The sequence below is a fragment of the Bradyrhizobium sp. WD16 genome, from assembly GCF_024181725.1.
Taxonomy (GTDB): Bacteria; Pseudomonadota; Alphaproteobacteria; order Rhizobiales; family Xanthobacteraceae; genus Bradyrhizobium_A.
In genome coordinates this window covers 2117865-2143899 of the sequence record NZ_CP028908.1, presented here as the reverse complement: position 1 = coordinate 2143899, position 26035 = coordinate 2117865, and the positions used below count along the sequence as shown (strand labels likewise).

Annotated in this window: 27 protein-coding genes and 1 pseudogene; 19 read left to right on the top strand and 9 right to left on the bottom strand. The window is 65.6% G+C overall.

Translation table 11 applies throughout. The annotated features are described in order from the left end of the window. Window positions 1-35: 35 nt before the first annotated feature. Window positions 36-356, bottom strand: a complete 321-nt coding sequence (locus DB459_RS09940) for a hypothetical protein (protein WP_253712686.1) — start codon at window positions 354-356, stop codon at window positions 36-38. A 386-nt stretch (window positions 357-742) separates the two neighbouring features. On the opposite strand from DB459_RS09940, the gene DB459_RS09935 reads away from it, so the two are divergent. From DB459_RS09935 to DB459_RS09915, 5 genes and pseudogenes are all read left to right on the top strand, one after another. Next, window positions 743-1147, top strand: a complete 405-nt coding sequence (locus DB459_RS09935; RefSeq protein ID WP_253712685.1) for a YccF domain-containing protein — start codon at window positions 743-745, stop codon at window positions 1145-1147. A 132-nt stretch (window positions 1148-1279) separates the two neighbouring features. Beyond that, window positions 1280-1996: an exonuclease domain-containing protein gene (locus DB459_RS09930; protein WP_253712684.1), complete on the top strand. Its 717-nt coding sequence runs from the start codon at window positions 1280-1282 to the stop codon at window positions 1994-1996. A gap of 151 nt (window positions 1997-2147) precedes the next feature. Continuing rightward, window positions 2148-3065 carry a pirin family protein gene (locus tag DB459_RS09925; RefSeq protein ID WP_253712683.1) on the top strand — a complete coding sequence of 306 codons (918 nt, stop codon included), beginning with the start codon at window positions 2148-2150 and terminating at the stop codon, window positions 3063-3065. Window positions 3066-3323: 258 nt separating this feature from the next. Continuing rightward, window positions 3324-5722: pseudogene (locus DB459_RS09920) on the top strand (phosphoketolase). Window positions 5723-5726: 4 nt separating this feature from the next. Beyond that, on the top strand, window positions 5727-6899 hold the full coding sequence (locus DB459_RS09915; RefSeq protein ID WP_253712682.1) for an acetate/propionate family kinase: 1173 nt from the start codon (window positions 5727-5729) through the stop codon (window positions 6897-6899). A 15-nt stretch (window positions 6900-6914) separates the two neighbouring features. Here DB459_RS09915 and DB459_RS09910 read toward each other — a convergent pair whose 3' ends face one another. Beyond that, window positions 6915-7214, bottom strand: a complete 300-nt coding sequence (locus DB459_RS09910; RefSeq protein WP_253712681.1) for a hypothetical protein — start codon at window positions 7212-7214, stop codon at window positions 6915-6917. Window positions 7215-7323: 109 nt separating this feature from the next. Here DB459_RS09910 and DB459_RS09905 point away from each other — a divergent pair, with 109 nt between their 5' ends. Together DB459_RS09905 and leuD are read left to right on the top strand one after the other, a co-directional pair. Then, the gene (locus tag DB459_RS09905) at window positions 7324-7722 is read left to right on the top strand and encodes a metallopeptidase family protein (protein WP_253712680.1); all 399 of its coding nucleotides are present in this window, start codon (window positions 7324-7326) and stop codon (window positions 7720-7722) included. Window positions 7723-7833: 111 nt separating this feature from the next. After that, window positions 7834-8439, top strand: a complete 606-nt coding sequence (gene leuD / locus DB459_RS09900) for a 3-isopropylmalate dehydratase small subunit (protein WP_253712679.1) — start codon at window positions 7834-7836, stop codon at window positions 8437-8439. Window positions 8440-9315: 876 nt separating this feature from the next. Here leuD and DB459_RS09895 read toward each other — a convergent pair. Continuing rightward, the gene (locus DB459_RS09895) at window positions 9316-9561 is read right to left on the bottom strand and encodes a hypothetical protein (protein ID WP_253712678.1); all 246 of its coding nucleotides are present in this window, start codon (window positions 9559-9561) and stop codon (window positions 9316-9318) included. 321 nt (window positions 9562-9882) lie between these two features. On the opposite strand from DB459_RS09895, the gene ffh reads away from it, so the two are divergent. The 5 genes from ffh (at window position 9883) to rplS (ending at window position 13819) form a co-directional block, all read left to right on the top strand. Next, window positions 9883-11418: a signal recognition particle protein gene (gene ffh, locus DB459_RS09890; RefSeq protein WP_253712677.1), complete on the top strand. Its 1536-nt coding sequence runs from the start codon at window positions 9883-9885 to the stop codon at window positions 11416-11418. Window positions 11419-11473: 55 nt separating this feature from the next. Continuing rightward, a complete protein-coding gene (gene rpsP, locus DB459_RS09885; RefSeq protein WP_253712676.1) occupies window positions 11474-11791 on the top strand; it encodes a 30S ribosomal protein S16 in 318 nt (105 codons plus the stop codon). A gap of 220 nt (window positions 11792-12011) precedes the next feature. Further along, window positions 12012-12539, top strand: coding sequence for a ribosome maturation factor RimM (gene rimM, locus DB459_RS09880; protein WP_253712675.1), 528 nt, complete (start codon window positions 12012-12014; stop codon window positions 12537-12539). A gap of 49 nt (window positions 12540-12588) precedes the next feature. Next, window positions 12589-13341, top strand: coding sequence for a tRNA (guanosine(37)-N1)-methyltransferase TrmD (gene trmD, locus DB459_RS09875; protein WP_253712674.1), 753 nt, complete (start codon window positions 12589-12591; stop codon window positions 13339-13341). 97 nt (window positions 13342-13438) lie between these two features. Next, window positions 13439-13819: a 50S ribosomal protein L19 gene (rplS, locus tag DB459_RS09870; RefSeq protein ID WP_253712673.1), complete on the top strand. Its 381-nt coding sequence runs from the start codon at window positions 13439-13441 to the stop codon at window positions 13817-13819. A gap of 24 nt (window positions 13820-13843) precedes the next feature. Here the strand turns inward: rplS and DB459_RS09865 are convergent, their stop codons facing one another. Beyond that, window positions 13844-14029: a hypothetical protein gene (locus tag DB459_RS09865; RefSeq protein ID WP_253712672.1), complete on the bottom strand. Its 186-nt coding sequence runs from the start codon at window positions 14027-14029 to the stop codon at window positions 13844-13846. Between DB459_RS09865 and DB459_RS27355 the strand changes: the two genes are divergently transcribed. Together DB459_RS27355 and leuC are read left to right on the top strand one after the other, a co-directional pair. Then, window positions 14021-14146, top strand: a complete 126-nt coding sequence (locus tag DB459_RS27355) for a hypothetical protein (RefSeq protein WP_256519332.1) — start codon at window positions 14021-14023, stop codon at window positions 14144-14146. The two genes, DB459_RS09865 and DB459_RS27355, sit on opposite strands and share 9 nt — an antisense overlap. Window positions 14147-14218: 72 nt before the next feature. Continuing rightward, on the top strand, window positions 14219-15643 hold the full coding sequence (gene leuC / locus DB459_RS09860) for a 3-isopropylmalate dehydratase large subunit (protein ID WP_253712671.1): 1425 nt from the start codon (window positions 14219-14221) through the stop codon (window positions 15641-15643). Window positions 15644-15801: 158 nt separating this feature from the next. Here leuC and DB459_RS09855 read toward each other — a convergent pair whose 3' ends face one another. The 4 genes from DB459_RS09855 to DB459_RS09840 all read right to left on the bottom strand — a co-directional run bounded on the left by DB459_RS09855 (window position 15802) and on the right by DB459_RS09840 (window position 17877). Next, entirely contained in the window at window positions 15802-16233 is a 432-nt protein-coding gene (locus DB459_RS09855; protein ID WP_253712670.1) for a hypothetical protein, read from the bottom strand. A 378-nt stretch (window positions 16234-16611) separates the two neighbouring features. After that, a complete protein-coding gene (locus DB459_RS09850; RefSeq protein ID WP_253712669.1) occupies window positions 16612-17004 on the bottom strand; it encodes a hypothetical protein in 393 nt (130 codons plus the stop codon). Window positions 17005-17105: 101 nt separating this feature from the next. Continuing rightward, entirely contained in the window at window positions 17106-17543 is a 438-nt protein-coding gene (locus tag DB459_RS09845) for a hypothetical protein (protein ID WP_253712668.1), read from the bottom strand. A gap of 61 nt (window positions 17544-17604) precedes the next feature. Then, window positions 17605-17877, bottom strand: a complete 273-nt coding sequence (locus tag DB459_RS09840) for a hypothetical protein (protein ID WP_253712667.1) — start codon at window positions 17875-17877, stop codon at window positions 17605-17607. A 425-nt stretch (window positions 17878-18302) separates the two neighbouring features. Here DB459_RS09840 and DB459_RS09835 point away from each other — a divergent pair, with 425 nt between their 5' ends. Continuing rightward, window positions 18303-19502, top strand: coding sequence for a serine hydrolase (locus DB459_RS09835; protein ID WP_253712666.1), 1200 nt, complete (start codon window positions 18303-18305; stop codon window positions 19500-19502). 542 nt (window positions 19503-20044) lie between these two features. Here DB459_RS09835 and DB459_RS09830 read toward each other — a convergent pair. Then, window positions 20045-21046, bottom strand: coding sequence for an adenosine kinase (locus tag DB459_RS09830; RefSeq protein ID WP_253712665.1), 1002 nt, complete (start codon window positions 21044-21046; stop codon window positions 20045-20047). A gap of 332 nt (window positions 21047-21378) precedes the next feature. Here DB459_RS09830 and murJ point away from each other — a divergent pair, with 332 nt between their 5' ends. The 4 genes from murJ to DB459_RS09810 all read left to right on the top strand — a co-directional run bounded on the left by murJ (window position 21379) and on the right by DB459_RS09810 (window position 25941). Then, on the top strand, window positions 21379-22917 hold the full coding sequence (gene murJ, locus DB459_RS09825) for a murein biosynthesis integral membrane protein MurJ (RefSeq protein WP_253712664.1): 1539 nt from the start codon (window positions 21379-21381) through the stop codon (window positions 22915-22917). 374 nt (window positions 22918-23291) lie between these two features. Next, window positions 23292-24332 carry a tryptophan--tRNA ligase gene (gene trpS / locus DB459_RS09820; RefSeq protein WP_253712663.1) on the top strand — a complete coding sequence of 347 codons (1041 nt, stop codon included), beginning with the start codon at window positions 23292-23294 and terminating at the stop codon, window positions 24330-24332. A gap of 355 nt (window positions 24333-24687) precedes the next feature. Beyond that, window positions 24688-25179, top strand: a complete 492-nt coding sequence (locus DB459_RS09815; protein WP_253712662.1) for a universal stress protein — start codon at window positions 24688-24690, stop codon at window positions 25177-25179. A 201-nt stretch (window positions 25180-25380) separates the two neighbouring features. Further along, window positions 25381-25941, top strand: coding sequence for a NifU family protein (locus DB459_RS09810; protein WP_253712661.1), 561 nt, complete (start codon window positions 25381-25383; stop codon window positions 25939-25941). The last annotated feature ends 94 nt before the right edge of the window (window positions 25942-26035 follow it).

Sequence of the window (26035 nt, the reverse complement as noted above, 5' to 3'; positions counted from 1 at the left end):
GGACGCAGCCAAACCCGGCTGTCACGCCCGAGTGCTCACACCTTGACGATGGTGCCACGCGCGGGGCGACGTTCGACCACCACCGGGCGACGGGTGACACGGCGCTCGACCACCACGGCGCGGGCGACGCCGCGCTCGTTGGCGATCATACGGGTGACCTGGGGCGCCGTCGGCTTCGACTTCAGCACCTGCTCGCGGACCTTTTCCGGCGGCAAACCGATCAGCGCGGACGCGATCTCGATCTGGCCCTGGACATCATCGGTGATGCCCTGGGCGGCGAATACCGCTTCCTCGAGGGTGGGCGGGTCCTTGCGGACGCGCCGCCGGCCGTACTTGGTTTGCCAGTCTTCGCTCATGGATCGACTCTATGTTGCAGTGCAATAGATATCGCATATCCGGAGGCGGACGTCGAGCGTTTCGCACGCGCCTGACGCATATCAGCCTTTCATGACTCGGCGAGGGTGATCCCGCCATGATCCGCATCAAACTGCCTCGCCAGCGCATCGATTCGAGGCAACCGGTGAATAAATCAGGCGCCGCTCGCCGATATCGCCGCCATCTCACCGGGGTGGTGACATTTCCGTGACGGCGCGCCCGAGGCTGCGACGTCGCGAGCGCGACCCGAGGCTGCGCAATCTTCCCGAAATGTCCATCACCGGATGGCCACAACGGCAGATGATGGAACTGTGTGTTACGATGATTCGAACATTACCACTTTCGCGTCATCAAGGACTTCAGAGCCATGTCACCCGTCTCGCTTCTTCTCAACATTCTCTGGATCGTGATTGGCGGCTTCTACATGGCGGTGGGCTGGGCGATTGCCGGCGTCATCATGGCGATCACCATCATTGGCCTGCCCTGGGCGCGCGCCGCCTTCAATATCGCCGTCTACACGCTGCTGCCGTTCGGCCAGAGAGCGGTATCGCGCGAGGAGTATTATGGGCGGTCGGATGTCGGCACCGGACCGCTCGGCGTCATCGGCAATATCATCTGGTTCGTGCTGGCCGGCTGGTGGCTCGCCATCGGCCATCTCGTCACCGCCCTGCTGCTCGCCATCACCATCATCGGCATCCCCTTCGCATGGGCCCATCTCAAGCTTGCCGGGCTGGCGCTGTGGCCGATCGGCAAGGTGATCGTGCCCGCCTGAGCTTCTCCACCGCCACGATGGTGGATATCACGCGGGCGAATTGATGCAGCTTGACCAAATCAGTTAGCGTCGCCCTTCAGGCGAATCACCGCAGCCTGCGGCGCATCGCCCGAACGAGGCGAGATCACGCGCGTGCTGTTCCGGGTCATCGATATCGAAACCACTGGCCTCGCGCTGCCGGCCGAGATCATCGAGATCGGCCGCGTCGATGTCACCGTCGACGACAGCGGCGTGCGGATCGACAAGCCGAAATCGCGGCTGTATCGGCCGCTGCATGGCATTCCGCCCGAGACCATGGCGGTGCATCACATCACCGAGGCGGATTTCAAGCCGGACACCCCGACCTGCACCGAGGAGTTGCTGCGCTCGGCGATCTGGAGCGGTGGAAAACCGGACGCCCTGGTGGCGCACAACTGCGAGTTCGAGCGGTCGTTCATTCCGGCCGAGATCACCGACGACCTGCCCTGGATCTGCACCTTGAAGACGGCGCTGCGGGTATGGCCGGAGGCGCCCCAGCACACCAACCAGGTGCTGCGCTACTGGCGCGGGCTCACCCTCGATGCCGAGCTGGCGATGCCGCCGCACCGCGCCGGTCCCGACGCCTGGGTGACCGCGCATCTGCTCGTCGAGCTGCTCAAGAGCGCCACGCCGGAGCAGATGATCGACTGGACCGCGCGACCGAAGGCGCTGCCGACCGTCACCTTCGGCAAGCACCGCGGGGCGAAATGGGCGGACGTGCCTCTCGACTACCTGCAATGGATGGCACGGCAGAGCGACATGAACGCCGACGCTGTCGCCTGTGCCCAGGAGGAGCTGGCGCGGCGTAACGGTCCGCGCGCCGCGGCCTGATTTTCATTGCCGATCTCGTTGCACGTCATTCCCGGCCGCTCCCGCCGGGAACCGGCCTCATCCGTGACGAAGATTCCGTGATTTGCGGCGACGCGACCGCCGGCTTAGGCTGGTTACCGAGCAGCGCGCGCGACAACTCGACGGAGCATTCATGAGTTGGCTTCCCTCCTCCGATCCGGTGCTCGGCGATCCGACCTCCTGCGATGCGCTGGAGCTCGTGGTGGTGCCGCGGGTGCGCGATCTCGGCGACGGCTTCTCGGTCCGCCGGGCGCTGCCCCACGGCCGGCGCCAGATGGTCGGCCCCTTCATCTTCTTCGATCACTTCGGTCCGATGCAGTTCATCGCCGGCAAGGGCATGGATGTGCGGCCGCATCCCCATATCGGCCTCGCCACCGTCACCTATCTGTTCGACGGTCACATCATGCACCGTGACAGCAACGGCAATATCCAGGAGATCATGCCCGGCGCCATGAACCTGATGACGGCTGGCCGCGGCATTGCCCATTCCGAGCGCACACCGGAGGTGCAGCGCGCCGTGGGCCAGAAGATGCTTGGCCTGCAGAGCTGGATCGCGCTGCCCGCCGACCGCGAGGAGATCGCCCCCGACTTCCAGCACTACGATGCGACGCGGCTGCCGGTGGTGACGGATACGGGGTTCAGCGCCCGCGTCATCGCCGGCTCCGCCTTCGGCGCGACCTCGCCGGTCGGCATGGTGTCGCCCTGGTTCTATGTGGAAGTGACTCTGGACGCCGGCCACACCGCGCCGCTCGATCCCGACCATGAGGAACGGGCGATCTATCTCGTTGACGGCACAGTCGAGATCACCGGCGAGCGCTTCGAGGGACCGCGCCTGCTCGTCTTCCGTCCCGGCGATCGCATCACCGTGCGCGCGGTCGAGCCGACGCGAATGATGTTTCTCGGCGGCACCGCGCTGGAAGGCCCACGCCACATCTGGTGGAATTTCGTCTCCTCGCGCAAGGAGCGCATCGAAGATGCCAAGGCGGACTGGAAGGCCGGCCGCTTCGCCCATGTGCCCGGCGAGCACGAATTCATTCCGCTGCCGGAGTAGAGGCGAGAGCGACCGCTCATGCGGCTATCGTATTCACACATCTGATCAGCCGTCGACGGTCGGAACCGGACAGTGGCAGCGGAGAAAGGATCACCCTTTCAGCCTTGGGCTCACGTGTTGCGGAATGACAAGCGCAATGCCACGTGTCGCATTACGGCAGCTCGCCCTTTCCGAAGTTCGTGAGTCGGTTGCGGCGTCGGATCCACCGCACTAGGCAGGGCGCCCGCGCATCGACGGAGATTTGAAGTGGACATCAACATGTCTCCGTCGACGGCGTTGCCCACGGCCGATGAACTCGAGCGCATGGACCGCTACTGGCGCGCCGCCAATTATCTGTCGGTCGGCCAGATCTATCTCCTGGACAATCCGCTGCTGCGCCAGCCGCTGCGGCCCGAGCACATCAAGCCCCGCCTGCTCGGCCACTGGGGCACGACGCCGGGCCTGAACTTCATCTATGTCCACCTCAATCGCCTGATCCGCCGGCACGATCTCGACATGATCTACATCTGCGGGCCCGGTCATGGCGGCCCTGGGATGGTCGCCAACACCTATCTTGAAGGTACCTACAGCGAAATCTATCCGCGGATCGGCCGCGACGCCGAAGGGCTGCGCAAACTGTTCCGGCAATTCTCCTTCCCCGGCGGCATCCCGAGCCACGCCGCGCCGGAGACGCCGGGCTCGATTCACGAAGGCGGCGAACTCGGCTACGCCCTCGTCCATGCCTTCGGCGCCGCCTTCGACAATCCGGACCTGATCGTCGCCTGCGTGGTCGGCGACGGCGAGGCGGAAACCGGCCCGCTCGCCGCATCCTGGCATTCGAACAAGTTCATCAATCCGGCGCGCGACGGCGCGGTGCTGCCCATCCTGCACCTCAACGGCTACAAGATCGCCAATCCCACCATCCTGGGGCGACTGCCCGACGATGAATTACGGCAGCTCTTCACCGGCTTCGGCTACGAACCGATTTTCGTCACCGGCGACGACCCGGCGCCGATGCATCATGCCATGGCGGCGGCGCTGGAGCAGGCGCTGAAGGCGATCCGCGCGGTCCAGTCTGCGGCGCGCGACGGCCGGGCCGGCGTCGAGCCGCCGCGCTGGCCGATGATCATTCTCAGGAGCCCCAAAGGCTGGACAGGTCCGAAAGAGGTCGACGGCAAGAAGGTCGAAGGCTTCTGGCGCGCCCACCAGGTACCGATCGTCGATCCCCGACAAAATCCCGAGCATCTTGCTTTGCTCGATCAGTGGATGCGCAGTTATCAGCCGGAGGCGCTGTTCGATTCCTCCGGCCGGTTCGATCCCGGGTTGCAGGCCCTGGCGCCGCAGGGCGCGCGGCGCATGGGCGCCAATCCCCATGCCAACGGCGGCGTGCTGCGCCGCGACCTCAAGCTGCCGGACTGGCGCGATCATGCCGTGACGGTGACGGAGCCCGGCACGAGCGAGGCGGAAGCGACCCGGGTGATGGGACAATATCTGGCGCAAGTGATGCGGCTCAACGCCGCGACGCGCAACTTCCGCCTGATGGGCCCCGACGAGACCGCCTCCAACCGGCTCGATGCCGTATTCGAGGCCACCGACCGCATCTGGATGGAGCCCATCGAGCCCTACGATGTCCACCTGTCACGGGACGGCCGGGTGATGGAGGTGCTGAGCGAGCATCTCTGCCAGGGCTGGCTCGAAGGCTACCTGCTGACCGGTCGCCACGCCTGTTCTCCTGCTACGAGGCCTTCGTCCACATCGTCGATTCGATGTTCAACCAGCACGCCAAATGGCTGAAGGTGTCGCGCGGCCTCGACTGGCGGGCGCCGATCGCCTCGCTGAACTATCTCCTGACCTCCCATGTCTGGCGCCAGGATCACAATGGCTTCAGCCATCAGGACCCGGGCTTCATCGATCTCGTCACCAACAAGAAGGCGGACATCGTCCGCGTCTATCTGCCGCCGGATGCCAACACCCTGCTCTGGATCACCGATCACTGCCTGCGCACCTATGACCGCGTCAATGTGATCGTCGCCGGCAAGCAGCCGGCGCCGCAATGGCTCGATGCGGACGCGGCCGCGGCCCATTGCGAGGCCGGCGCCGGGATCTGGCCCTGGGCCGGCACCGAGCGCGAACACCGCGAACCCGACGTGGTGATGGCCTGCGCCGGCGACGTCCCGACGCTCGAAACCCTCGCCGCCGTCGACCTCCTGCGCCAGCACCTGCCCGATCTCGCGATCCGGGTCGTCAATGTCATCGACCTGATGACGCTGCAGCCGACGCGCGAACATCCCCATGGCCTCAGCGACGTCGCGTTCGATCGGCTGTTCACCCGCAGCGCGCCGGTGATCTTCGCCTATCACGGCTATCCCTATCTCATTCACCGCCTGACTTATTCGCGCGCCAACCACGACGGCTTCCATGTCCGCGGCTTCATGGAGGAAGGCACCACAACGACACCCTTCGACATGGTCGTGCTCAACGGGCTCGACCGCTTCCACCTCGCCATCGCGGCGATCGAGCGGGTGCCCGGACTGAAGGACCGCGCCGGCGACGTCCTCGACCACCTGCGCGACCGGCTGCGCGCGCATCATGATTATATCCGCGCCCACGGCGACGACATGCCGGAGATCCGCGGCTGGGGCTGGCCCTATGGCACGGCGGCGAATGCGGGCGACTGAGGAGATGCGCGACGCCATTCTGGTTCTCAATGCCGGTTCTTCCACCATCAAGCTCGCTCTCTATGCCGTGCCGCAGCAGGGCGATGCCAAGCTGCTGTGCAAGGGCCTGCTCGACGCCCATTCGGCGGCGCCGCACCTGATCATTCACGACACCTCTGGCGCGGTGCTGTTCGATCACCGGCCCGATCAGGCCGGCCATCATGAACTGATCGCTGCGCTGCTCGACTGGACCGACGAATTCCTCCAAGGCGGCCGTCTCATCGCCACCGGCCACCGCATCGTTCACGGCGGCCGCCGCTTCGTCAGCCCGGTGCGGATCGATGCCGATGTGCTGCAGGCACTCGATGCGCTGACCCCTCTGGCGCCGCTGCACCAGCCGCGCGGCCTCGCCCCGATCCGCGCCATCGGCGCGTTGCGGCCGCAGCTTGCCCAGGTCGCCTGCTTCGACACGGCGTTCCACAGCGATCTCGCGCCGCCGGTCAGCCGCTTCGCCATTCCGCGGCGGTTCGAAGCGGAGGGCCTGCGCCGCTATGGCTTCCACGGCCTGTCCTATCAATTCATCGCCGGCCAGCTTGCCCGCCAGTCGCCGCCGTTGACCGGCAAGCGCAGCGTAGTGGCACATCTCGGTAATGGTGCCAGCCTCTGCGCCATGCGGAACGGCCGCAGCATCGACACCACCATGGGATTGACCGCGCTCGACGGGCTGGTGATGGGGACGCGCTGCGGCAATCTCGATCCCGGCGTGGTGCTCACCTTGCAGCGCCTTCACCGGTTCGGCCCCGACGAGGTCGAACGCCTGCTCTATTATGAGTCCGGCCTGCTCGGCGTCTCGGAGATCAGCGCCGATGTCCGCACATTGCTGGCGAGCGACGATCCGCGGGCCAAAGAGGCGATCGATCTGTTCGTGTATCGGGCCGGCGCCGGCGTCGCCGCCATGGCCCACGCCATGGCCGGCCTCGACGTGCTGGTCTTCACCGCCGGCATCGGCGAGAACAGCGCCGAGATCAGGGCGCGGATCGTCGCGGAACTGGGATGGCTCGGCGTGAGGATCGACGATCAGGCCAATGCCGCCGGGCGGCGCCGGATCAGCACCGAGGCAAGCGCGGTGACCGTGCTGGTGCTCAAAACCGACGAGGAAGCGGTGATCGTCGAGGGCTGCCGAAAGCTTTTCGGGTGAAGCCGGTGAACCGCCTCAGCCCGGCGTCCACCAGCAGTTCATCCGCGGCACGATGACCGTGCCGCTGACCCGGAACTCCTGCTCGTAGTGGGCGACGCATTCGCGCTTGGAGTTGGGGCCCGGATAAGGCCCTGGATAAGAACGGTAGATTCGCACGCGCGGCGGCCGGCGCCGGCTCTGGGCCGAGACTTCGTCGATCCGCGCCGCGGCCGCGACGCCTGGGGCGCTCTGGGCCGCAGCCGGACCATTGGCCAGCATCAGCGCTCCCACAAACCCTGCCGCCGCCAGCGTCAGCCAGACCGTCGCCCTCGTCATTTTGACTCACCCCTGAACGTGAACGGCGGCACGGTCCCCGATTGCCGCCGTTCCGTCAACCTCCCCGGCCATCTTGGCGGGGCGGCATCCCTTGCCTAAAACAGTCCTGATGTGGACCACTGCCAAAGCCCCCGGCCTCGCCGAACTCGAAGTCATGGCGCATGAGGAATTCGCCCGCCTGCCGGCGCGTTTCCGCACCCTGTGCGAGGGGCTGATCATCCGGGTCGACGATTTCCCGACCGACGAGGTGCTGGACGCCCTCAACGCCGAGAGCGAGTTCGCCCTGCTCGGCCTGTTCCAGGGGGTCGGGCTGCCGTTCCGCAGCGTCGAGGAGATCGCGCCGATGCCCAACATGATCTGGCTCTACCGGCGACCGATCCTCGACTACTGGGCCGAGCACGACGAGACCCTGGGCGGGATCGTCCGCCACGTGCTGGTCCACGAGATCGGCCATCATTTCGGCCTGTCGGACGACGACATGGCGGCGATCGAGACCCAGAGCCCCTGATGGGGCGGCCAGCCATGCGATTTCGGTCTTTGCGGTCAGCCTCAATCGGGCTAAAGCCTCTCATCGCGCTCCCGGCCGGGTGCGCCCGCTTTCGGACCTGAGGACCAGGCAATGGATAAGTTCACCGTGCTGGAAGGCGTCGCGGCGCCGCTGAAGATCATCAATGTCGACACCGACATGATCATCCCCAAGCAGTACCTCAAGACCATCAAGCGCACCGGCCTCGGCAAGGGCCTGTTCTCGGAGCAGCGCTACAAGGACGATGGCAGCGAAAATCCGGATTTCGTCCTCAACAAGCCATCCTACCGCAACGCCAAGGTCCTGGTCGCCGGCGACAATTTCGGCTGCGGCTCGAGCCGTGAGCATGCCCCCTGGGCGCTGGCCGATTTCGGCATCCGCTGCATCATTTCGACCTCGTTCGGCGACATCTTCTACAATAACTGCTTCAAGAACGGCCTCTTGCCGATCCGCGTCTCGCCGGAGGAACTGGACAAGCTGTTCGACGACGCCGAGCGCGGCGCCAATGCGACGCTGAGCATCGACCTCGCCAAGCAGGAGATCCGCGGCCCCGATGGCGGCGTGATTCATTTCGACATCGACCCGTTCCGCAAGCACTGCCTGATCAACGGCCTCGACGATATCGGCCTGACCATGGAAAAGAGCGCGGCGATCGCGAGCTTCGAGACCCGCGAGAAGGCCGAGCGCCCCTGGCTGTAAGGACGCGGCGGCAGCAATCACCGCCGCCGCTCCGGCTCTTGACGAGCTATCCGCCCAGTCTGCGTCATTGCCCGGCTTGTCGCCCGCAAGTCGGATGCGTCCGGCTTGCGGCGTTCAAACGCACGCGTCCTGGCCAGAGCCGTATCAGCTCCTGCTGAAGACCGTTTGCGATCCGCCGTACGTGCGATTTAACACTTACACTCGTTGCAGACCTGACCCGAGTTGACTGGCGCGGTGTTTACGCAACGACATGGCGAGACGCCGCAATCGGAGTTGTTGGTACACTGGCCGCAGAATGCGAACGCAGCGCTAGGCCTTAGGACCACGGGAAGTGAGGACACCGCTCCGATCGCTGCGCCCCGCAGCAAGACGCCAATTGCACTTCGGCGCCCCAACTCGTTCGGCGGCACATTCGTCCCCACCCTTCTGGCAGCCCGCTCATCCGTCACACGCGATCTGTTCAACGTTCGAGCGGCGTAAGTCGCCACATGGACAAGCCAAAGCACACTCAAGGCCGACGCAGCCATCTCGATCGCGACCAGAAGAGTGGCGCCTGGATAGTAAGTGACCGTGAGTGCGAAGAGAATCCAGGCGACGAGCGCGGCTTCCAGAGATTGCCTCATGCAAGTCGCACAACTTCCGACCTTGGCGGCCAAGTACATGAGCGGCTTCTGCACCAGATTAGGCATTGGAACCTCCCATCGAAGAGTCGCTGCTGACCTTCATAACAAATTACATCTACGGGCGGACGGCGCTGCATTGATATATATCAACCACTTTCAACCTGGAGTTATTGAACTAATTGACACTCACTTTCGTGAATGATCTTGTAACCACAACCTAAGCGCGGCCCCATCCGCCCGCGACAGTCAGCTATCAGCGCCCGTATTTGTCCGTGGTGGCGAGTGGGGCAGCGCCCCGCGCCGTCTCGACGCCCTGGAATACGGCGTTGCCCGATCGGCCCGGGCGAGGCCGCAGCGCCTCAGGCCACCCGCACCGCACCGCCGCCGCCAGCGCCTCGATCTCCTCCGCCGACAGGCCAGCCTCGCCGAGCACCTCGCGGCCATGCTCGCCGAGCCGCGCCGGCCGCGCGACCACGACCGTCTCGCCGTCGAAGCGCACCGGGTTTCGGCGGCGCGCCGCGGGCAGTGGCGAGGAGCTTCCAGCCCGCCCCGGCAAATGCAGTTTTATTTGCAAAAACAAACGGTTATTTCTGGCTCAGCAGCGCCTCGGTTCGCTCCGCCAGTTGACTTTGCCGCCCCGAGCGGCTTTAAGAGCGCCAACTTTCTCGGAAAGACGTTCTTTTCGACCCGCCGCCCGGTCCGAGAGACCGGAGGTCAACGCCCGACAGCGCTGTGCGCCCTCGGGCGCCACATTGTTTTGGCGCGTTGGAAAAGATGTCTCCACACAGCTCCGGTGACCGGAGCGAGAGGATCGGCTGACGTGTTCGACAACCTGTCGGAAAGGCTCGGGGGCATACTCGACCGGCTGACGCGGCGCGGTGCGCTGACCGAGGCCGATGTCGATGCCGCGATGCGCGAAGTCCGTCGGGCACTGCTCGAGGCCGATGTCGCGCTCGATGTGGTGCGCGAATTCACCGACAAGGTGCGTGAGCAGGCGATCGGCGCCACCGTCGTCAAGTCGGTGACGCCCGGCCAGATGGTGGTGAAGATCGTTCACGACCAGCTCGTCGCCACGCTCGGCGCCGACAGCCAGACCATCGATCTCAATGCCCCGGCGCCGGTTGCCATCATGATGGTCGGCCTGCAGGGCTCGGGCAAGACCACCACCACCGCCAAGCTCGCCCGCCGTCTCACCACGCGCGACAAGCGCAAGGTGCTGATGGCCTCCCTCGACGTTCGCCGTCCCGCCGCCATGGAACAGCTGGCGGTGCTCGGCCGTGACGTCGGCGTCGATACGTTGCCGATCGTCGCCGGCCAGATGCCGACCCAGATCGCCAGCCGCGCGCTGCAGGCGGCCAAGCTCGGCGGCTATGACGTCGTGCTGCTCGACACCGCCGGCCGCACCACCCTCGATGAAGAGATGATGGTGGAGGCGGCGCAGGTGAAGACCGCCGGCCAGCCGCACGAAGTGCTGCTGGTCGCCGACGCCCTCACCGGCCAGGACGCGGTCAATGTGGCGCGCGCCTTCAACGAGCGCGTCGGCCTCACCGGCATCGTGCTGACCCGCGTCGACGGCGACGGCCGCGGCGGCGCAGCGCTGTCCATGCGCGCGGTCACCGGCCGGCCGATCAAGCTGATCGGCACCGGCGAAAAGACCGACGCGCTGGAAGATTTCCACCCCGACCGCATCGCCGGCCGCATTCTCGGCATGGGCGACGTGGTCTCGCTGGTGGAGAAGGCCGCGGCCAATATCGACGCCGAAAAGGCCGCCCGCGCCGCCGAGAAGATGCGCAAGGGCCAGTTCGACCTGTCGGACCTGCGTGACCAGCTGCTGCAGATGCAGAACATGGGCGGGCTCAGCGGCCTGATGGGGCTGATGCCCGGCATCGCCAAGATGAAGAACCAGATCGCCGCCGCCAATCTCGACGAGAAGGTGGTCAAGCGTCAGGTCGCGATCATCGACTCGATGACGCGAGCCGAGCGCCGCAATCCCGATATCCTCAAGGCCAGCCGCAAGAAGCGCGTCGCCGCCGGCGCCGGGGTCAAGGTCGAGGAGATCAACAAGCTTCTGAAGATGCATCGCACCATGGCCGACATGATGAAGGCCATGAGCAGCGGCAAGCGCGGACCGCTCGCCGGTCTCGCCCAGGCCATGGGCTTCGGCGGCGGCATGCCGTCGCCGGAACAGATGAAGGCCATGGCCGAGAAGATGCCGGGCGGGTTGCCTCAGGGCATGCCGTCGCTGCCGAAGGATTTTCCGGGCGGCTCGCCGTCCGGACTGCCGGGCCTGCCGGGCCTCGGCAAACCGACTTTGCCGGGCCTCGGAGGTTTTCCGGGCTTCGGCAAGAAGAAGTGAGCTTACTGATTTTCACCCGTCAACCGATCATCGCCATTCCAAGGAGAACTTAAGAATGTCCGTCGTCATCCGCCTCGCCCGAGCCGGCACCAAGAAGCGTCCGGTCTATCACGTCGTCGTCGCCGACTCGCGCTTTCCCCGTGACGGCCGCTTCATCGAGCGCCTCGGCCATTTCAATCCGCTGCTGCCCAAGGACAACGAGGCGCGCCTCAAGCTCGACGTCGAGAAGGTGAAGGCGTGGCTCGCCAAGGGCGCCCAGCCGTCCGATCGCGTGCTGCGCTTCCTCGACGCCGCCGGCATTGCCAAACGCCCGTCGCGCAACAACCCGGAAAAGGCCGTGCCTCGCAAGGAGCGCAAGGCCGCCGCGGCGTAACCGCGGTCCGCCACTTTTCTTCGTCATGTCCGCGCTCGCCCGCCTTCGCTAAGAAGCTTCGGCGCGCCCAGCCATTGTGCCGGGTCGAAGCCGAAGGCGAAGACCGGTCGCGGGCATCCACGTCTTTGCAGTATTGACAGCAAGGAGCGACGTGGATGGCCGGGACAAGCCCGGCCATGACGGGCTCTTAAGATCGGCAATCAGCAAAACCGCGCGAGCAATGGCGAAGGATACCAAAATCTGTGTCGCCAGGATCGGCGCCGCGCATGGCGTGCGCGGCGAGGTCAAGCTGTGGCCGTTCACCGAGGACCCCTTCGCGGTGACCCAATACGGCCCGCTCTCCACCAGCGACGGCAGCCGCCAATTCGAGGTGACACGCGCCCGCGAAGGCAAGGGCTTCCTGGTCGCAACCCTCAAGGGCGTCGCCAGCCGAACCGATGCCGAGGGCCTCAACGGCCTCGAGCTCTACGTGCCGCGCGAGAGGCTGCCGGCACCGGAAGAGGGCGAGTATTACCATGCCGACCTGATCGGCCTCGAAGCCGTCAGCGACGCCGGCGCGCCGCTCGGCCGCGTCATCGCGATGCATAATTTCGGTGCCGGTGACATCATCGAGATCGCCCCGCCCCGCGGCGCCAGCCTGTTGCTGCCGTTTACGGACGCGGTGGTACCGACCGTGGACATCGCCGGCGGCCGTATCGTCGTGGTGCCACCCGGCGAGATCGAAGGCGATGAGCCGGGCGCGGCTTGACGATCACGCTGTTTGACGCCGCGCCTTTGACGCGCCAGTTTGCCGCGCCATGACGACGACTTCACCGACCACCGCACCCTGGCGCGCCACGGTGCTGACCCTGTTCCCGGAGATGTTTCCGGGACCATTAGGCCTAAGCCTCGCCGGCCGGGCGCTCGCCAGCGGCATCTGGGCGCTCGATGCCCACGACATCCGCGAATATGCCCTCGACCGCCACCGCAGCGTCGACGACACCCCGGCCGGCGGCGGCCCGGGCATGGTGCTGCGGGCCGATGTGCTGGCGCGGGCGATCGATGCAGTCGCCGCCCCCGGCCAGCCGCGCCTCCTGATGAGCCCGCGCGGCGCCCCCCTGACACAGAACCTGGTACGGGAACTGGCGCAGGGGCCCGCTCCGCTGATCGTCTGTGGCCGCTTCGAAGGCATCGACCAGCGGGTGATCGAGGCGAGGCACCTCAGCGAGGTCTCCATCGGCGATTATGTGCTGTCCGGCGGCGAAATCGCGGCCATGACGGTCCTGGACGCCTGCGTGCGCTTGCTGCCCGGCGTCATGGGGCGCTTAAGCTCTGGAGAAGACGAGAGTTTTTCCGACGGCCTGCTGGAATATCCGCAATATACCCGTCCCCAGGAGTTCGAAGGCCGGCTGATCCCGGCGGTACTCTTGTCCGGCGATCATGCCAAAATCGCGGCCTGGCGGCGCAGCGAGGCGGAAGCTTTAACCAAATCCCGCCGTCCCGACCTGTGGGCGCGGCGGAGCGACGAAGCGCCGGCCAAAAAGGGGCCAAAAAACACGACGGACGGGTGACAAAGGTCCCGCCATGCCGTATAGCAGCGCCCAATCCACCCAGATGAATGGATGATTGCGCCCCACCGACGGGAGCGCCGCCGATGGAGATTTCACAATGAACCTGATCCAGCAGCTCGAGAAAGAGCAGCTCGACAAGCTGTCCGCCGGTCGGGAGATTCCGGACTTCGGTCCGGGCGATACCGTGATCGTCAATGTCAAGGTCAAGGAAGGCGACCGCACCCGCGTGCAGGCCTACGAAGGCGTCTGCATCGGCCGTCAGGGCGGTGGCATTCACCAGAGCTTCACTGTCCGCAAGATTTCATACGGCGAGGGCGTCGAGCGCGTCTTCCCGCTGTATTCGCCGATGATCGACGCCATCAAGGTGGTGCGTCGCGGCAAGGTGCGTCGCGCCAAGCTCTACTACCTGCGCAACCTGCGCGGCAAATCGGCCCGCATCGTCGAGAAGCAGGATCGCCAGCAGGCCGTCGGCCAGTAACGCTCGCGACCCTGAGGAACGAAATCAGCGCGGCTCATCGAGCCGCGCTTTTTCTTTTTGCGCTTTCTGTTTACGGCGCACGGAACGGTGGAACACAGGCGATCGGGTCGGCGCAGCGGCTTCGGCCGGGCCCTCGGCCCGCCGCATGGCGGTGTCGTCGCTTTGATTGTCCGGCCGCTCGCCGCTGTGGTAGAAGACCAGATGCTTCACTATTCGGCACATCAGGTGGGTGGCGCGGCGGCACGGGTTGTGCTCGACGACCGCAGCCGTCTGCCCTGGCGGTTCTTCGGCCGCTTCACGACGTCGCTGCAGCTTCGACGCGCCTGACGTCGCCCGCCGGCGCGCGTGCCGGCCCTTTGTCCCGTTGATGATCTCCGCAATTTCCTCGAGGCCTGAACCATGTCCTCCGCCAAGAAGTCTTCCGCGCCGACCACGCTGTACGACAAGATCTGGAACGACCATCTGGTCGACGAACAGCCGGACGGCACCTGTCTCATCTATATCGACCGCCATCTCGTCCACGAGGTGACCTCGCCGCAGGCCTTCGAAGGCCTGCGCACCAGCGGCCGCAAGGTCCGCGCGCCGCAGAAGACGCTGGCGGTGGTCGATCACAATGTGCCGACCACCGACCGCACCAAGCCCAATCCTGATCCGGAAAGCGCCGAGCAGATCAGGACGCTGGCGGAGAACGCCCGCGACTTCGACATCGAATATTACAACGAGTTCGACAAGCGGCAGGGCATCGTCCACATCATCGGGCCCGAGCAGGGCTTCACGCTGCCCGGCTCGACCATCGTCTGCGGCGACAGCCACACCTCGACCCACGGCGCCTTCGGCGCGCTGGCGCACGGCATCGGCACGTCCGAGGTCGAACACGTACTGGCGACCCAGACCCTGATCCAGAAGAAGGCGAAGAACATGCGGGTCACCGTCGATGGCAAATTGCCGGACGGTGTCACCGCCAAGGACATCATCCTCGCCATCATCGGCGAGATCGGCACCGCCGGCGGCACCGGCCACGTGCTGGAATACGCCGGCGAAGCCATCCGCGCGCTGTCGATGGAAGGCCGCATGACCGTCTGCAACATGTCGATCGAGGGCGGCGCCCGCGCCGGTCTCATCGCCCCGGACGAGAAGGCTTTCGCCTGGCTCAAGGACCGGCCGAAGGCGCCGAAGGGCGCCGCCTGGGACGCGGCGCAGCGTTACTGGGAAACGCTGCGCACCGACGACGGCGCCTATTTCGACGCCGAGATCCGCCTCGACGCCGCCAAGCTGCCGCCGATCGTGACCTGGGGCACGTCGCCCGAGGACGTCGTCTCGGTGGCCGGCGTGGTGCCCAATCCGGACGAGATCGCCGAAGAGACCAAGCGCGCCTCCAAGCATCGGGCGCTGGCCTATATGGGCCTGACCGCCGGCACGAAGATCACCGACATCAAGCTCGACCGGGTCTTCATCGGCTCCTGCACCAATGGCCGCATCGAGGACCTGCGCGCCGCCGCGAAGATGATCGGCGACCGCAAGGTCAACGCCAACGTCAACGCCCTGGTGGTGCCGGGCTCCGGCCTCGTCAAGGAGCAGGCCGAGGCCGAAGGGCTCGACAAGATCTTCAAGAACGCCGGCTTCGAATGGCGCGAACCGGGCTGCTCGATGTGCCTCGCCATGAACCCGGACAAGCTGCGGCCGGAAGAGCGCTGCGCCTCGACCTCGAACCGCAATTTCGAGGGCCGCCAGGGCTTCAAGGGCCGCACCCATCTGGTGTCGCCGGCCATGGCCGCCGCGGCGGCGATCGCCGGGCATTTCGTCGACATCCGCGACTGGCGCTGAAGCCGCGACATCTCACTCCAGCAAAAGCGAAACAGGCGCCCCGCAAACCGGGGCGCCTTTTTTCACATCGTCTCTTTGTCACACCGTTTCTAACTGCCTCGCATCGCCGGCGCGAATGCCGCCGACGCGGAACGTCGCCGTCCGGACCTCGTCCTTCCTCAGCGGCAGATACGGCGCGGCCCGTAATCGGTCCACACGTCGCGGCAGCGACGCGGATAGGAATAATAACGGGGACCGCCGTCATAGTTCGGCTGATCGTAATAGCGCGGCCCATCGTAGTAGCTCGGCCGATCGTCATAGTACGGCCGAACGCGACGGCGCGGCCCATAGCCGCGATCCTCATCACGGTCGCGACGGCCATCATAGGACGGGGTCGCGCCGCCGCCAGCGCCAGCGCCAGCGCCATAGGGCTGGAAGCCATGGCCGATAACATCGCGAACGGGAATGATCGCCCCAGCGCCGCGATCTTTCGTCATCCCGGCGACGGCGACCGGCGATGCGGTCATGGCACCGGCCTGGCGCGGTGCGGCCGCGATCGTCATCAGGGCGGCAAACGCGAGCGCGCCCGGCCAGTTGATGTGCTGTCTCATAACTACCTCACGATTGGCAGAGCCGCGGAGGTCCGACCAACGCGGCTCGATGGATGATGGTCCAGTGGCTGATGAAAGGGCCGAAGCGCCAGTGATATTGACGCCAGCGACAGCGATCCGGTCGAACGATCCGGATAGGTGCTGGAACGCGAATGCGGCGGAAATGGCGCCGATGCGCCTGACTACGGAGAAGGTGACCGATGTGGGACGTGTTGTCGCAGCAGAGCGCAACGCGCAGTGGTGATAGGCGCTCGTCACACAACCATCGCAGGTCACCACCGCTGAGATCCTCACACTGGCTCACGAAGATTGGATGGGCACAGGCGCTTCGACTCTCAATGGCGGGGCAGCACGCGCGGCGCTCAGCCTGCGCGGGCCTTACCAGCCGAATTCGAAGCCAAAGCCGTAGAGCGGGATCACGGGACCATAATAGGGGTATGGCCGATAATATTCCGGCCGGGCTTCGTAATAGGGATACGGCGGATAGGGCGGACCCGGCGCCGCTTCGTCATAGACCTGCGCACCGCGCCACACCTGTCGATGAATTGCCCGCCGCGACCTTTTCTTCATGGCCGGCTTCTTCGTCTCGGGACTGCTCACGTCCGGCTTGTTGGCTTCCGGCTTTGCCGCATCCGGCTTGCGACTCTCCTGCAGCCGCGCGTCATAGCCCGGCGACGGTGTCGCCACCGGCGGCGCGGCCTGCGCCGGCTTCATCGCGACGGCCGCGGCGATCAGCGCCATGGCGCCAAGCGCACCCAATCTCCTGACCATGATCGAACTCCCTGCGAGTGATCCGACACGCGCCGACAGCACGACCGCGTTCAGGCGATCGTGCTGCGCGATGTTAGCATCGGAGCCGCGGCGCGAGGCCCTCACCAATACCAGGGACGGTGCCAGCGGCAGATGCGGCGCGGCCCGTAATATGTCCACACCACGCGGCAGCGCCGCGGATAGGGATAATAGCCCGATCCGTAGTAATAGCTCGGCCCATAGTAGAAGCTGCGACCGTAGTAGTGCGGCCGCCAGCGATAGCCGCCGCCGTAGAAGTGGCCGCCGCCTCCGTAATAGTGGCCGCCGCCACCATAGAAGTGGCCGCCACCGCCATATCCACCACCGCCGCCGCCATAGGTGTGAAAGCCATGGCCCATGACGACGCGGGCCGGAATGATCCCTCCCGCGCCGACCCGCTTCGCCGCGTTCACCAGACCCGCCGGGGAGGCCGTCATCGCCTCGGCCTGCCGAGGTGCAACCGCGAGCGTCATCAGAGCGGCAACCGCGACCAGGCCCAGCCAATCCACAAATGATTTCATCTCATCCCCACGGTTGAGGTTCGCCGCCAAGGAGCTCGGCTATTCACTCGCCGGGCAGCGCTCAGTAGTAGCGGTAATGACGATGGTGGTAGTAGTGGCGATAGGGATGCCAGTAATGCCGGTGATGGTAATAATAATGCCGCCGCCAGTGGCGATGATGGTAGTGGCGCCAATGCACCTGGGTCGTCATGCCGAGCGCTTCGGAGTCGTTCGAGGTCGCGATGCCGGGTGTGGCGAGCGACAGTGCCTGGGCGCGTTGCGTCGGCGCCGCCAGCAGCACGAGGGCAGCGACGGCGAAGAGAGCGGAGAGGTGTCTTATGCTGACGAGTTTCATGTCGCGGACTCCTTGCCTACGGAATTCCTGGTCGAGACACCGCAACGTCAAGGCCGATGCGATGCCGCAGTCGACAGTCTTGATGATCCTCGCCGCAGGCTATTGGTGAAAACGTGAATGCGCCATGAACGGCGCCGCCGCAATTGGGACGGCCATGCTCGATTGCAGGCAGTATGATTCATGCGGCACCAGTTTTCGCAGGACGATGCAACGCAAGGTGGTGCTCACGGCCGCCCACACAATATCGCCGACGCAATTCGGTTCATGAACGCAATTCGATCGGCGCAGACCTGGTTCCACCGCGACATTGCGACAATGAATCGCGCCGCAATGCAGCACCGCTCACGGCGGGCATTCCCCTTGCCGGCACGCAAACGCAGGGAGACAATCGCGCCAACCATAACCAGCACGCAGGGAGGCGCCCGATGTCGTCAGCGAGTCTCACCCCGACGGCGATCGACCAGGACTTTTCTCAGGCCACCGCCAGCGGCGCCGTCCCCGGCATCGTCGCGGTTGCGGCCAACGCCGAGGACATTCTCTATGAAGGCGCCTTCGGCAGCCGGGATCTCGGAACCGGCGCCGCGATGACGCCGGACAGCGTGTTCTGGATTGCCTCCATGACCAAGGCGGTGACCTGCGCCGGAGCAATGCAGCTCGTCGAGCAGGGCCGGCTATCGCTCGACGATCCGATCGGCGGCATCCTGCCCGAGCTCGCCGACATCAAGGTTCTCGACGGTTTCAACGCTGAGGGCAGACCGCAATTGCGGCCGGCGCGCTCGCCGATCACGCTGCGGCAACTCATGACCCACACCGCCGGATTCTGCTACGACATGTGGAACGGCGACATGGCGCGCTATCTCGAGGCGACGGGCACGCCGGGTATCATCAGCTGCCGCAATGCCGCGCTGCGGACGCCGCTGGCGAGCGATCCCGGCACGCGCTGGGAATACGGCAGCAACATCGACTTCGTCGGCAAGGCAGTGGAAGCGGTGAGCGGCCAGCGGCTCGACGCCCGTCTGCACGACAACATCCTCGCGCCGCTCGGGATGAGCGACACCGGATTCAGGATCACCGACAACATGCGCGCGCGTCTCGTCGGCATGCATGCCCGCCAGCCGGACGGCTCGCTGCAGCCGATGCCGTTCGAGCTGGAGCAGGATCCCGAATTCCACATGGGCGGCGGCGGCCTCTACGGCACCGCGCACGATTACATCGCCTTCACGCAAATGATCCTCAACCGCGGCCGCGGCAATGGCGAGCAGATCCTCAAGCCCGAAACCGTGGACCTGATGGGCCGGAACCATATCGGCGAACTGGAGATGACCCGGCTCAGTTCCGCGGTGGCCTTCGCCACCAACGATGTCGACCTCTATCCCGGCATGGTGAAGAAATGGGGCCTCGGCTTCATGATCAACACCGAGACGACAGCGGAGGGGCGCAGCCCCGGCAGCCTCGCCTGGGCCGGACTCGGCAACACCTATTTCTGGATCGATCCGGCGCGCAATGTCAGCGGCGTGATCCTGATGCAGGTGCTGCCGTTCGCCGACGACAAGTGTCTCGACGCCTTCGCCCGCTTCGAGCGCGGCGTCTATGCGGCGCTGGACGCGCCGCGCCAGGCGGCGTGAGGGGTTGAGAACACATCAGCGGCCCTCTCGATCGTCATGCCCGCGCTTGCCCGCCTTCGCCAAGACGCTTCGGCGCGCCCAGCCATTGGGCCGGATCGAAGCCGAAGGCGAAGACCGGTCGCGGGCATCTACGATTTGCGAGCTCATCTAGTGTGGCGTCTCGCAATTGCCTATGCCCTTTGCGGCAAGCCTCTCATAGGCAATTGCGAGACATAAGCCACACTAGTGTCCCGTTTCCAACGTTCGTATTCCTTTGCAGCAGGCGCTTCTACGAACGTTGGAAACAAAGGGACACTAGCATCATTATGATTCTAGTGTGGTTTTGGATCTGACGCTCGTTCGAAGAACTCGCTGCAATACTGAAACGAGCGTCAGATCCACCACACTAGCTTTTTGATTTTGCTAGTGTCCCGATGTCTCCGAATGACCGTGCGAGGGTGAGGCAAACGAAGCGGTAATTCGGAGACGGGACACTAGGGACAAAGACGTCGATGGCCGGGCCACGCCTGGCCCGGCCATGACGAGAGAACGCAGTAAGCTCCTTACACCGGCAACCCGTGCTGGCGCGCGAGGTCCTTGAGCGAAGTCTGCGGCCGCGCACCGATATGCTGAATCACCTCGGCCGCCGCCAGCGCGCCGAACCGGCCGCAGATCTCGTGGCTGGCGCCCCGCACCAGGCCGAACAGGAAGCCGGCGGCGAACAGATCGCCGGCGCCGGTGGTGTCGACAACCTTGGCGACCACAGAGGCGGGCACCGCCGTGGTCTCCTCGCCGCTGACGACGACGCAGCCTTTTTCGCTGCGCGTCACCACCGCGAAGCGGACGTCGCGGCGCAGCTGCGCCAGGCCGGCCTCGAAATCCGCCCCCTCGTAGAGCGACAGCAATTCGGCTTCGTTGGCGAAGACGATGTCGACGACGTGGCGACGCATCAGATCGAGAAACTCGTCGCGATAGCGGCCGATGCAGAACGCATCCGACAGCGTCAGCGCCACCTGGCGGCCGGCGCCGTGGGCGATCTCCGCAGCCTTGACGAATGCCTTCTTCGCCTCCGGCGGATCCCACAGGTAGCCTTCGAGATAGGTGATGCGCGCGGCCGAGATCTGGGCCGGGTCGATGTCGGCGGGCGTGAGGTTCTGCGCGGCGCCGAGATAGGTGTTCATGGTGCGCTCGCCGTCCGGCGTCACCAGGATGTAGGAGCAGCCCGTGGCCGGGCCATCGGCGGCGGTCGGCGTCGCGAACGTGACCTTGGCGGCGCGAATGTCATGGCTGTACATGCGGCCGATCTGGTCGTCCTTGACCTTGCCGACATAGGCGGCGCTGGCGCCGAGATCGGCGAGCCCGACGATGGTGTTCGCGGCCGAGCCGCCGGACATCTCCGTCGCCGGCCCCATGGCGGCATAGATCGCGGTCGCGCGGGCCTCGTCGATCAGCATCATGCCGCCCTTGCTCATGCCCTGGGCGGCGAGGAACGCATCGTCGGTGTGCACGAGCACGTCGAAGATCGCGTTGCCAATGCCGAGAACGTCAAAACGCGCTGTGGTCATCCCGTCCGCTCCGCGCCGAAACCCGGGCGGATGGCGCGCCGGCCGGCATTTGTGTTGCGATCCCGTTCATGCAGAATGGCCGACCTATCACGCCGCGGGCGGCGCCAGCAAGGCCCGCCCGCCGCCCGTCCATGCCGCGTTAAAACCTGCCGCCGCAAAGCAAGTGCGGTGGATCTGACGCTCGTATCAGCCTTGCAGCGAATTCGTCGTACGCGCGTCAGATCCAAAACCGCACTAAAATCATAACTATACTGGTGTCCCTTTGGTTCTAACGTTCGTATATGTGCTCGCTGCAAGGGTATACGAACGTTAAAACCGGGACACTTGCCGTCATGATCCGCCACGTCCTCACGGTTTCCTCCGGCACGATGACCTCGCGTCTGCTCGGCTTCGTCCGCGACTCGCTGGTCGCGGCGCTGCTCGGGGCCGGCCCGATCGCCGATGCCTTCCTGGTGGCGTTCCAGTTCATCAATGTGGCGCGGCGCTCCCTCACCGAGGGCGCGCTGAACGCGGCGCTGATTCCGTTTTACCTGCGCACGCGCGACAGTGCCGGTCCGGCGGCGGCGGCAGCATTTGCCGGACGGGCGATGGGCACCGTCAGCGTCATTCTGATCGTCATCGCCGCAACGCTGGCGCTGTTCATGCCGCAGGTGATGGGATTCCTGGCGCCGGGCTTTGTCGCCGACACCCTGACCCGCGCCGTGCACGACGCCCGCCTGATGCTGCCCTATTTCGCCTTCGTCGGCCCGGTGACGGTGATGATGGGTGTGCTCAACGCCGAGCATCGCTTCATGCTCAGCGCTTTTTCTCCGCTGCTGTTCAATGTCATCCTGATTGCAGCGATGCTGGTGCTGCTGCGGCAGGGGCGCGAAGCCCCGTTCGCCGCGCATGTGCTTGCCGGCACCGTCGGCATCGCCGGTCTCGCCCAGACCCTGGTGCTGGTGCAGCGCCGGCGCCATCGCACCGGCCTCGCCGCGCCCCTGCGCGTCTCCTTCGGCCCGGAGATGCGCGCGTTCCTGCGCAAGGGAATCCCCGGCATGATGGCCAATTCCGGCCCGCAGTTCCTGATCGTCGCCGGCGCCATTCTCGCCTCGTCGTCGCCGGCATCGGTCTCCTGGCTCTATTTCGCCAATCGCCTGATCGAACTGCCGCTCGGCGTCGTCGGCGTCGCCATGGGCACCGTGCTGGTGCCGTCGCTGACCCGCGCCGTCCATGACGGCGACCGCCCCTCACTGGTGAAGACCGAATCGCGCGGCGTCGAATTCGCCGTCGGCCTCGTCCTGCCGGCGACGCTCGGCCTGATGGTGCTGGCACAGATGATCGTGCGGGTGCTGTTCGAACATGGCGCCTTCACCGGCGCCGACGCCCGCGCCACGGCCGCGGCGCTCACCGTGCTGGCGCTCGCCCTGCCCGCCCATGTTCTCGTCAAGACATTGTCTCCCGCCTTCTTCGCCCGCGACGACACCGGCACACCGCTTCTCGCCATGCTGGCCGGGCTCGCCACCGCGGTGGTGACGGGCTCCATTTGCGAGCCACGATTCGGCGCCAATGGCGTTGCCGGCAGCATCGCACTCGGCGCCTGGACCGTGGCCGCGATCCTGTTATGGCGCGGCGCGCGCGCCTTCGGCCTGTCGCTCGACGCCCAGGCGAGACGCCGGCTGCCGCGGATCGTGGTGGCAGCGCTGACCATGGGCGCGGTTCTCTGGCTCGCCGAACATTTCGTCGCCCCGGTGACCGCGATGGCGCATTTCACCGCGCAGGCCACCATTCTCGGCGGCCTCGTCGCCGTCGGGCTCGCTTGTTACGCATTGCTGCTGGAATTGCTTGGCATCGTCAGCTGGGCCGAGGCGATCGGCGACTTGCGCGCCTGAGGCTGGCGTGGCAATGGACCCCGACGCGCGCTAGTGTGGCGTCTCGCAATTGCCTACCGCCTTTGCGGCAAGCCTCTCGTAGGCAATTGCGAGACATAAGCCACACTAGCACTTTGATTTTGCTAGTGTCCCGTTTCCAACGTTCGTATCCCATTGCAGCAGGCGCTCATACGAACGTTGGAAACAAGGGGACACTAGCATCATTATGATTCTAGTGTGGTTTTGGATGTGACGCGCGTTTGAAGAACTCGCTCCAATGCTGAAACGAGCGTCAGATCCACCACACTAGGCCGCGCGCCAGCCGGTGTCCCGAGTTGACGGACAACCTGGTGGACAAGATTTGCGGACAAGAAGAGCCTGCCAGGATCAGAGCAATGACGACACAGGAACTGGTGTTTTCGGGCGTGCAGCCGACCGGCAATCTGCACCTCGGCAACTACCTCGGCGCGATCGTGAATTTCGTCAAGCTGCAGGAGAGCCACAACTGCATCTATTGCGTCGTGGACATGCATGCGATCACAGTGTGGCAGGACCCGGCCGACCTCACCAAGGCGACGCGCGAAGTCGCCGCGGCCTTCATCGCCGCCGGCATCGACCCGAGAGAACACATCGTCTTCAACCAGAGCCAGGTCTCCGGCCACGCCGAGCTCGCCTGGGTGTTCAACTGCGTGGCGCGGCTCGGCTGGCTGAACCGCATGACCCAGTTCAAGGAGAAGGCCGGCAAGGACCGCGAGAACGCCTCGGTCGGGCTCTATGCCTATCCCAACCTGATGGCGGCGGACATTCTGGTCTATCGCGCCACCCACGTGCCGGTGGGCGAGGACCAGAAGCAGCATCTCGAACTGGCACGCGACATCGCGCAGAAGTTCAACAACGACTTCAGCAACGAGATTCGCGACAACGGCTTCGGCGCCGGACAGTTCTTTCCGCAGCCGGAGCCGCTGATCACCGGGCCGGCGACGCGGGTGATGAGCCTGCGCGACGGCACCAAGAAGATGTCGAAGTCCGATCCCTCGGATTACTCGCGCATCAACCTCAGCGACGATGCCGACGCCATCGCCCAGAAGATCCGCAAGGCCAAGACCGATCCGGAGCCGCTGCCCGGCGAGGAGAAGGGCCTGGAGAGCCGGCCCGAGGCCGACAACCTGGTCGGCATCTATGCGGCGCTGTCCGGCCGTTCCAAGGCCGACCTGCTGCGCGAATTCGGCGGCGGCCAGTTCTCCAACTTCAAGGCGAACCTCGTCGACCTCGCCGTCGAGAAGCTCGGTCCGGTCGGAGCCGAGATGAAGCGCCTGACGGCAGATCCCGGCTATGTGGATTCGGTGCTGATCGACGGCGCCGACCGCGCCCGCGTGCTCGCCGACCGCACCATGAATCACGTCAAGGACATCGTCGGCTTCATCCGCAGGCGCTAGTGTGGCGTCTCGCAATTGCCTACCGCCTTTGCGGCAAGCCTCTCGTAGGCAATTGCGAGACATAAGCCACACTAGCACTTTGATTTTTCTAGTGTCCTTATGTCTCCGAATTACCGTGCGAGGGTGAGGCAAACGAAGCGGTAATTCGGAGACAGGACACTAGCAGGTTGCGCATGATCTGATCGGAAAACCGGTTCCCACTTTTCCGGATCATGCGCTGGCGCCGCCGCGCGGAACCTCTTACTCTTTGCGCCGCTTCTGACCTCCGCCACGATGGCGAACCACCACACGGGCGCCCGATTGCGACGGCAAGCGGGGCCGGCATCAAGCGGGACTGGCATCAAGCGGGGCTGGCATGGGGACGACGCGACGCGCCTACGAATCCGGCCACATGCCGAAATGCCTCGTCGTGGTCGATGATACCGCCGAGGCCGACCGCGCGATCTATTACGCCAGCCGCTGGGCGGCGCGGCATCACGGCGGCATCGTCACGCTGCGGGTGATCGAAAACGAAGACCGCAATCAGCAATGGCTCGGCGTCGCCGATATCATGCGCGCCGAGGCGGAGGAAGAAGCCAATGTCGCGCTCGACAAGGCCGCGGCCCGCGCCGGCACGCTCGCCATCGTGCCGCAGCGGGTGATCCGGGAGGGTACGCCCAGCGAGCAGATCGTCGGCGCGATCGAGACCGACGCCGATATCGTCCTCCTGGTGCTGGCGGCCTCGACCGGCGCGGAGGGCCCCGGCCCGATCATCACTGCCATTGCCGCCATGGCGGGCGGCTTTCCGATCCCAGTCACCGTGGTACCGGGCGGGCTGAGCGATGCCGAAATCGACGCGCTGTCGTGAGCGCTGCCGCCAAGGGGCTGGGCTGACCAGCCGGCAAATCCCTTGATCCCCGCCGCCGGACGGTTATCTCAAGGACAGGCTGCGCCGGCATTTGAGCCGGTTCCGCCACGACTTTCCCTGCGGGAACCGCCCCGCTAGAATAGCTGCTTCCTTGAACCGCAGTCCCGCCGGCCTTGAACCGGCGCGTGGCCGGAGACCCTCATGTTCATCCAGACCGAAGCGACGCCCAATCCCGCCACCCTCAAGTTCTTGCCCGGCCGCAATGTGCTCGGCCAGGGCGCCATGGAATTCCTCGACCGCGACGCCGCCGCCCGCTCGCCGCTCGCCGCGCGGCTGTTCGAGGTGCCGGGCATCACCGCCGTGTTCTTTGGCTCCGACTTCGTCGCGGTGACCAAGGGCGAGAACGACTGGCTGCACCTCAAGCCGGCGGTGCTCGGCGCCATCATGGAGCACTATATGTCCGGCGAGCCGTTGCTGAGCGACGGCGAGGCGGCGGCCGATGCCGACGAGTTCTTCAGCGAGGCCGACGCCGAGACGGTGGCCATCATCAAGGACCTGATCGAGACGCGAGTGCGCCCGGCGGTCGCCAATGACGGCGGCGACATCACCTTCCGCGGCTTCAAGGAGGGGATCGTCTATCTCGACATGCGCGGCGCCTGCTCCGGCTGCCCGTCGTCGACGGCGACGCTCAAGCACGGCATCCAGAATCTGCTGCGGCATTTCGTTCCCGACGTGATCGAGGTTCGGCCGACCAACGGCTGACCCGGCCCGGGACATCGTCGCCGCAGGGCGGCCGCTTTATCTTTTGCCGCCGGCATGATCTTTTGCCGGCAAGGATCGTTCGCGAACGATCCTT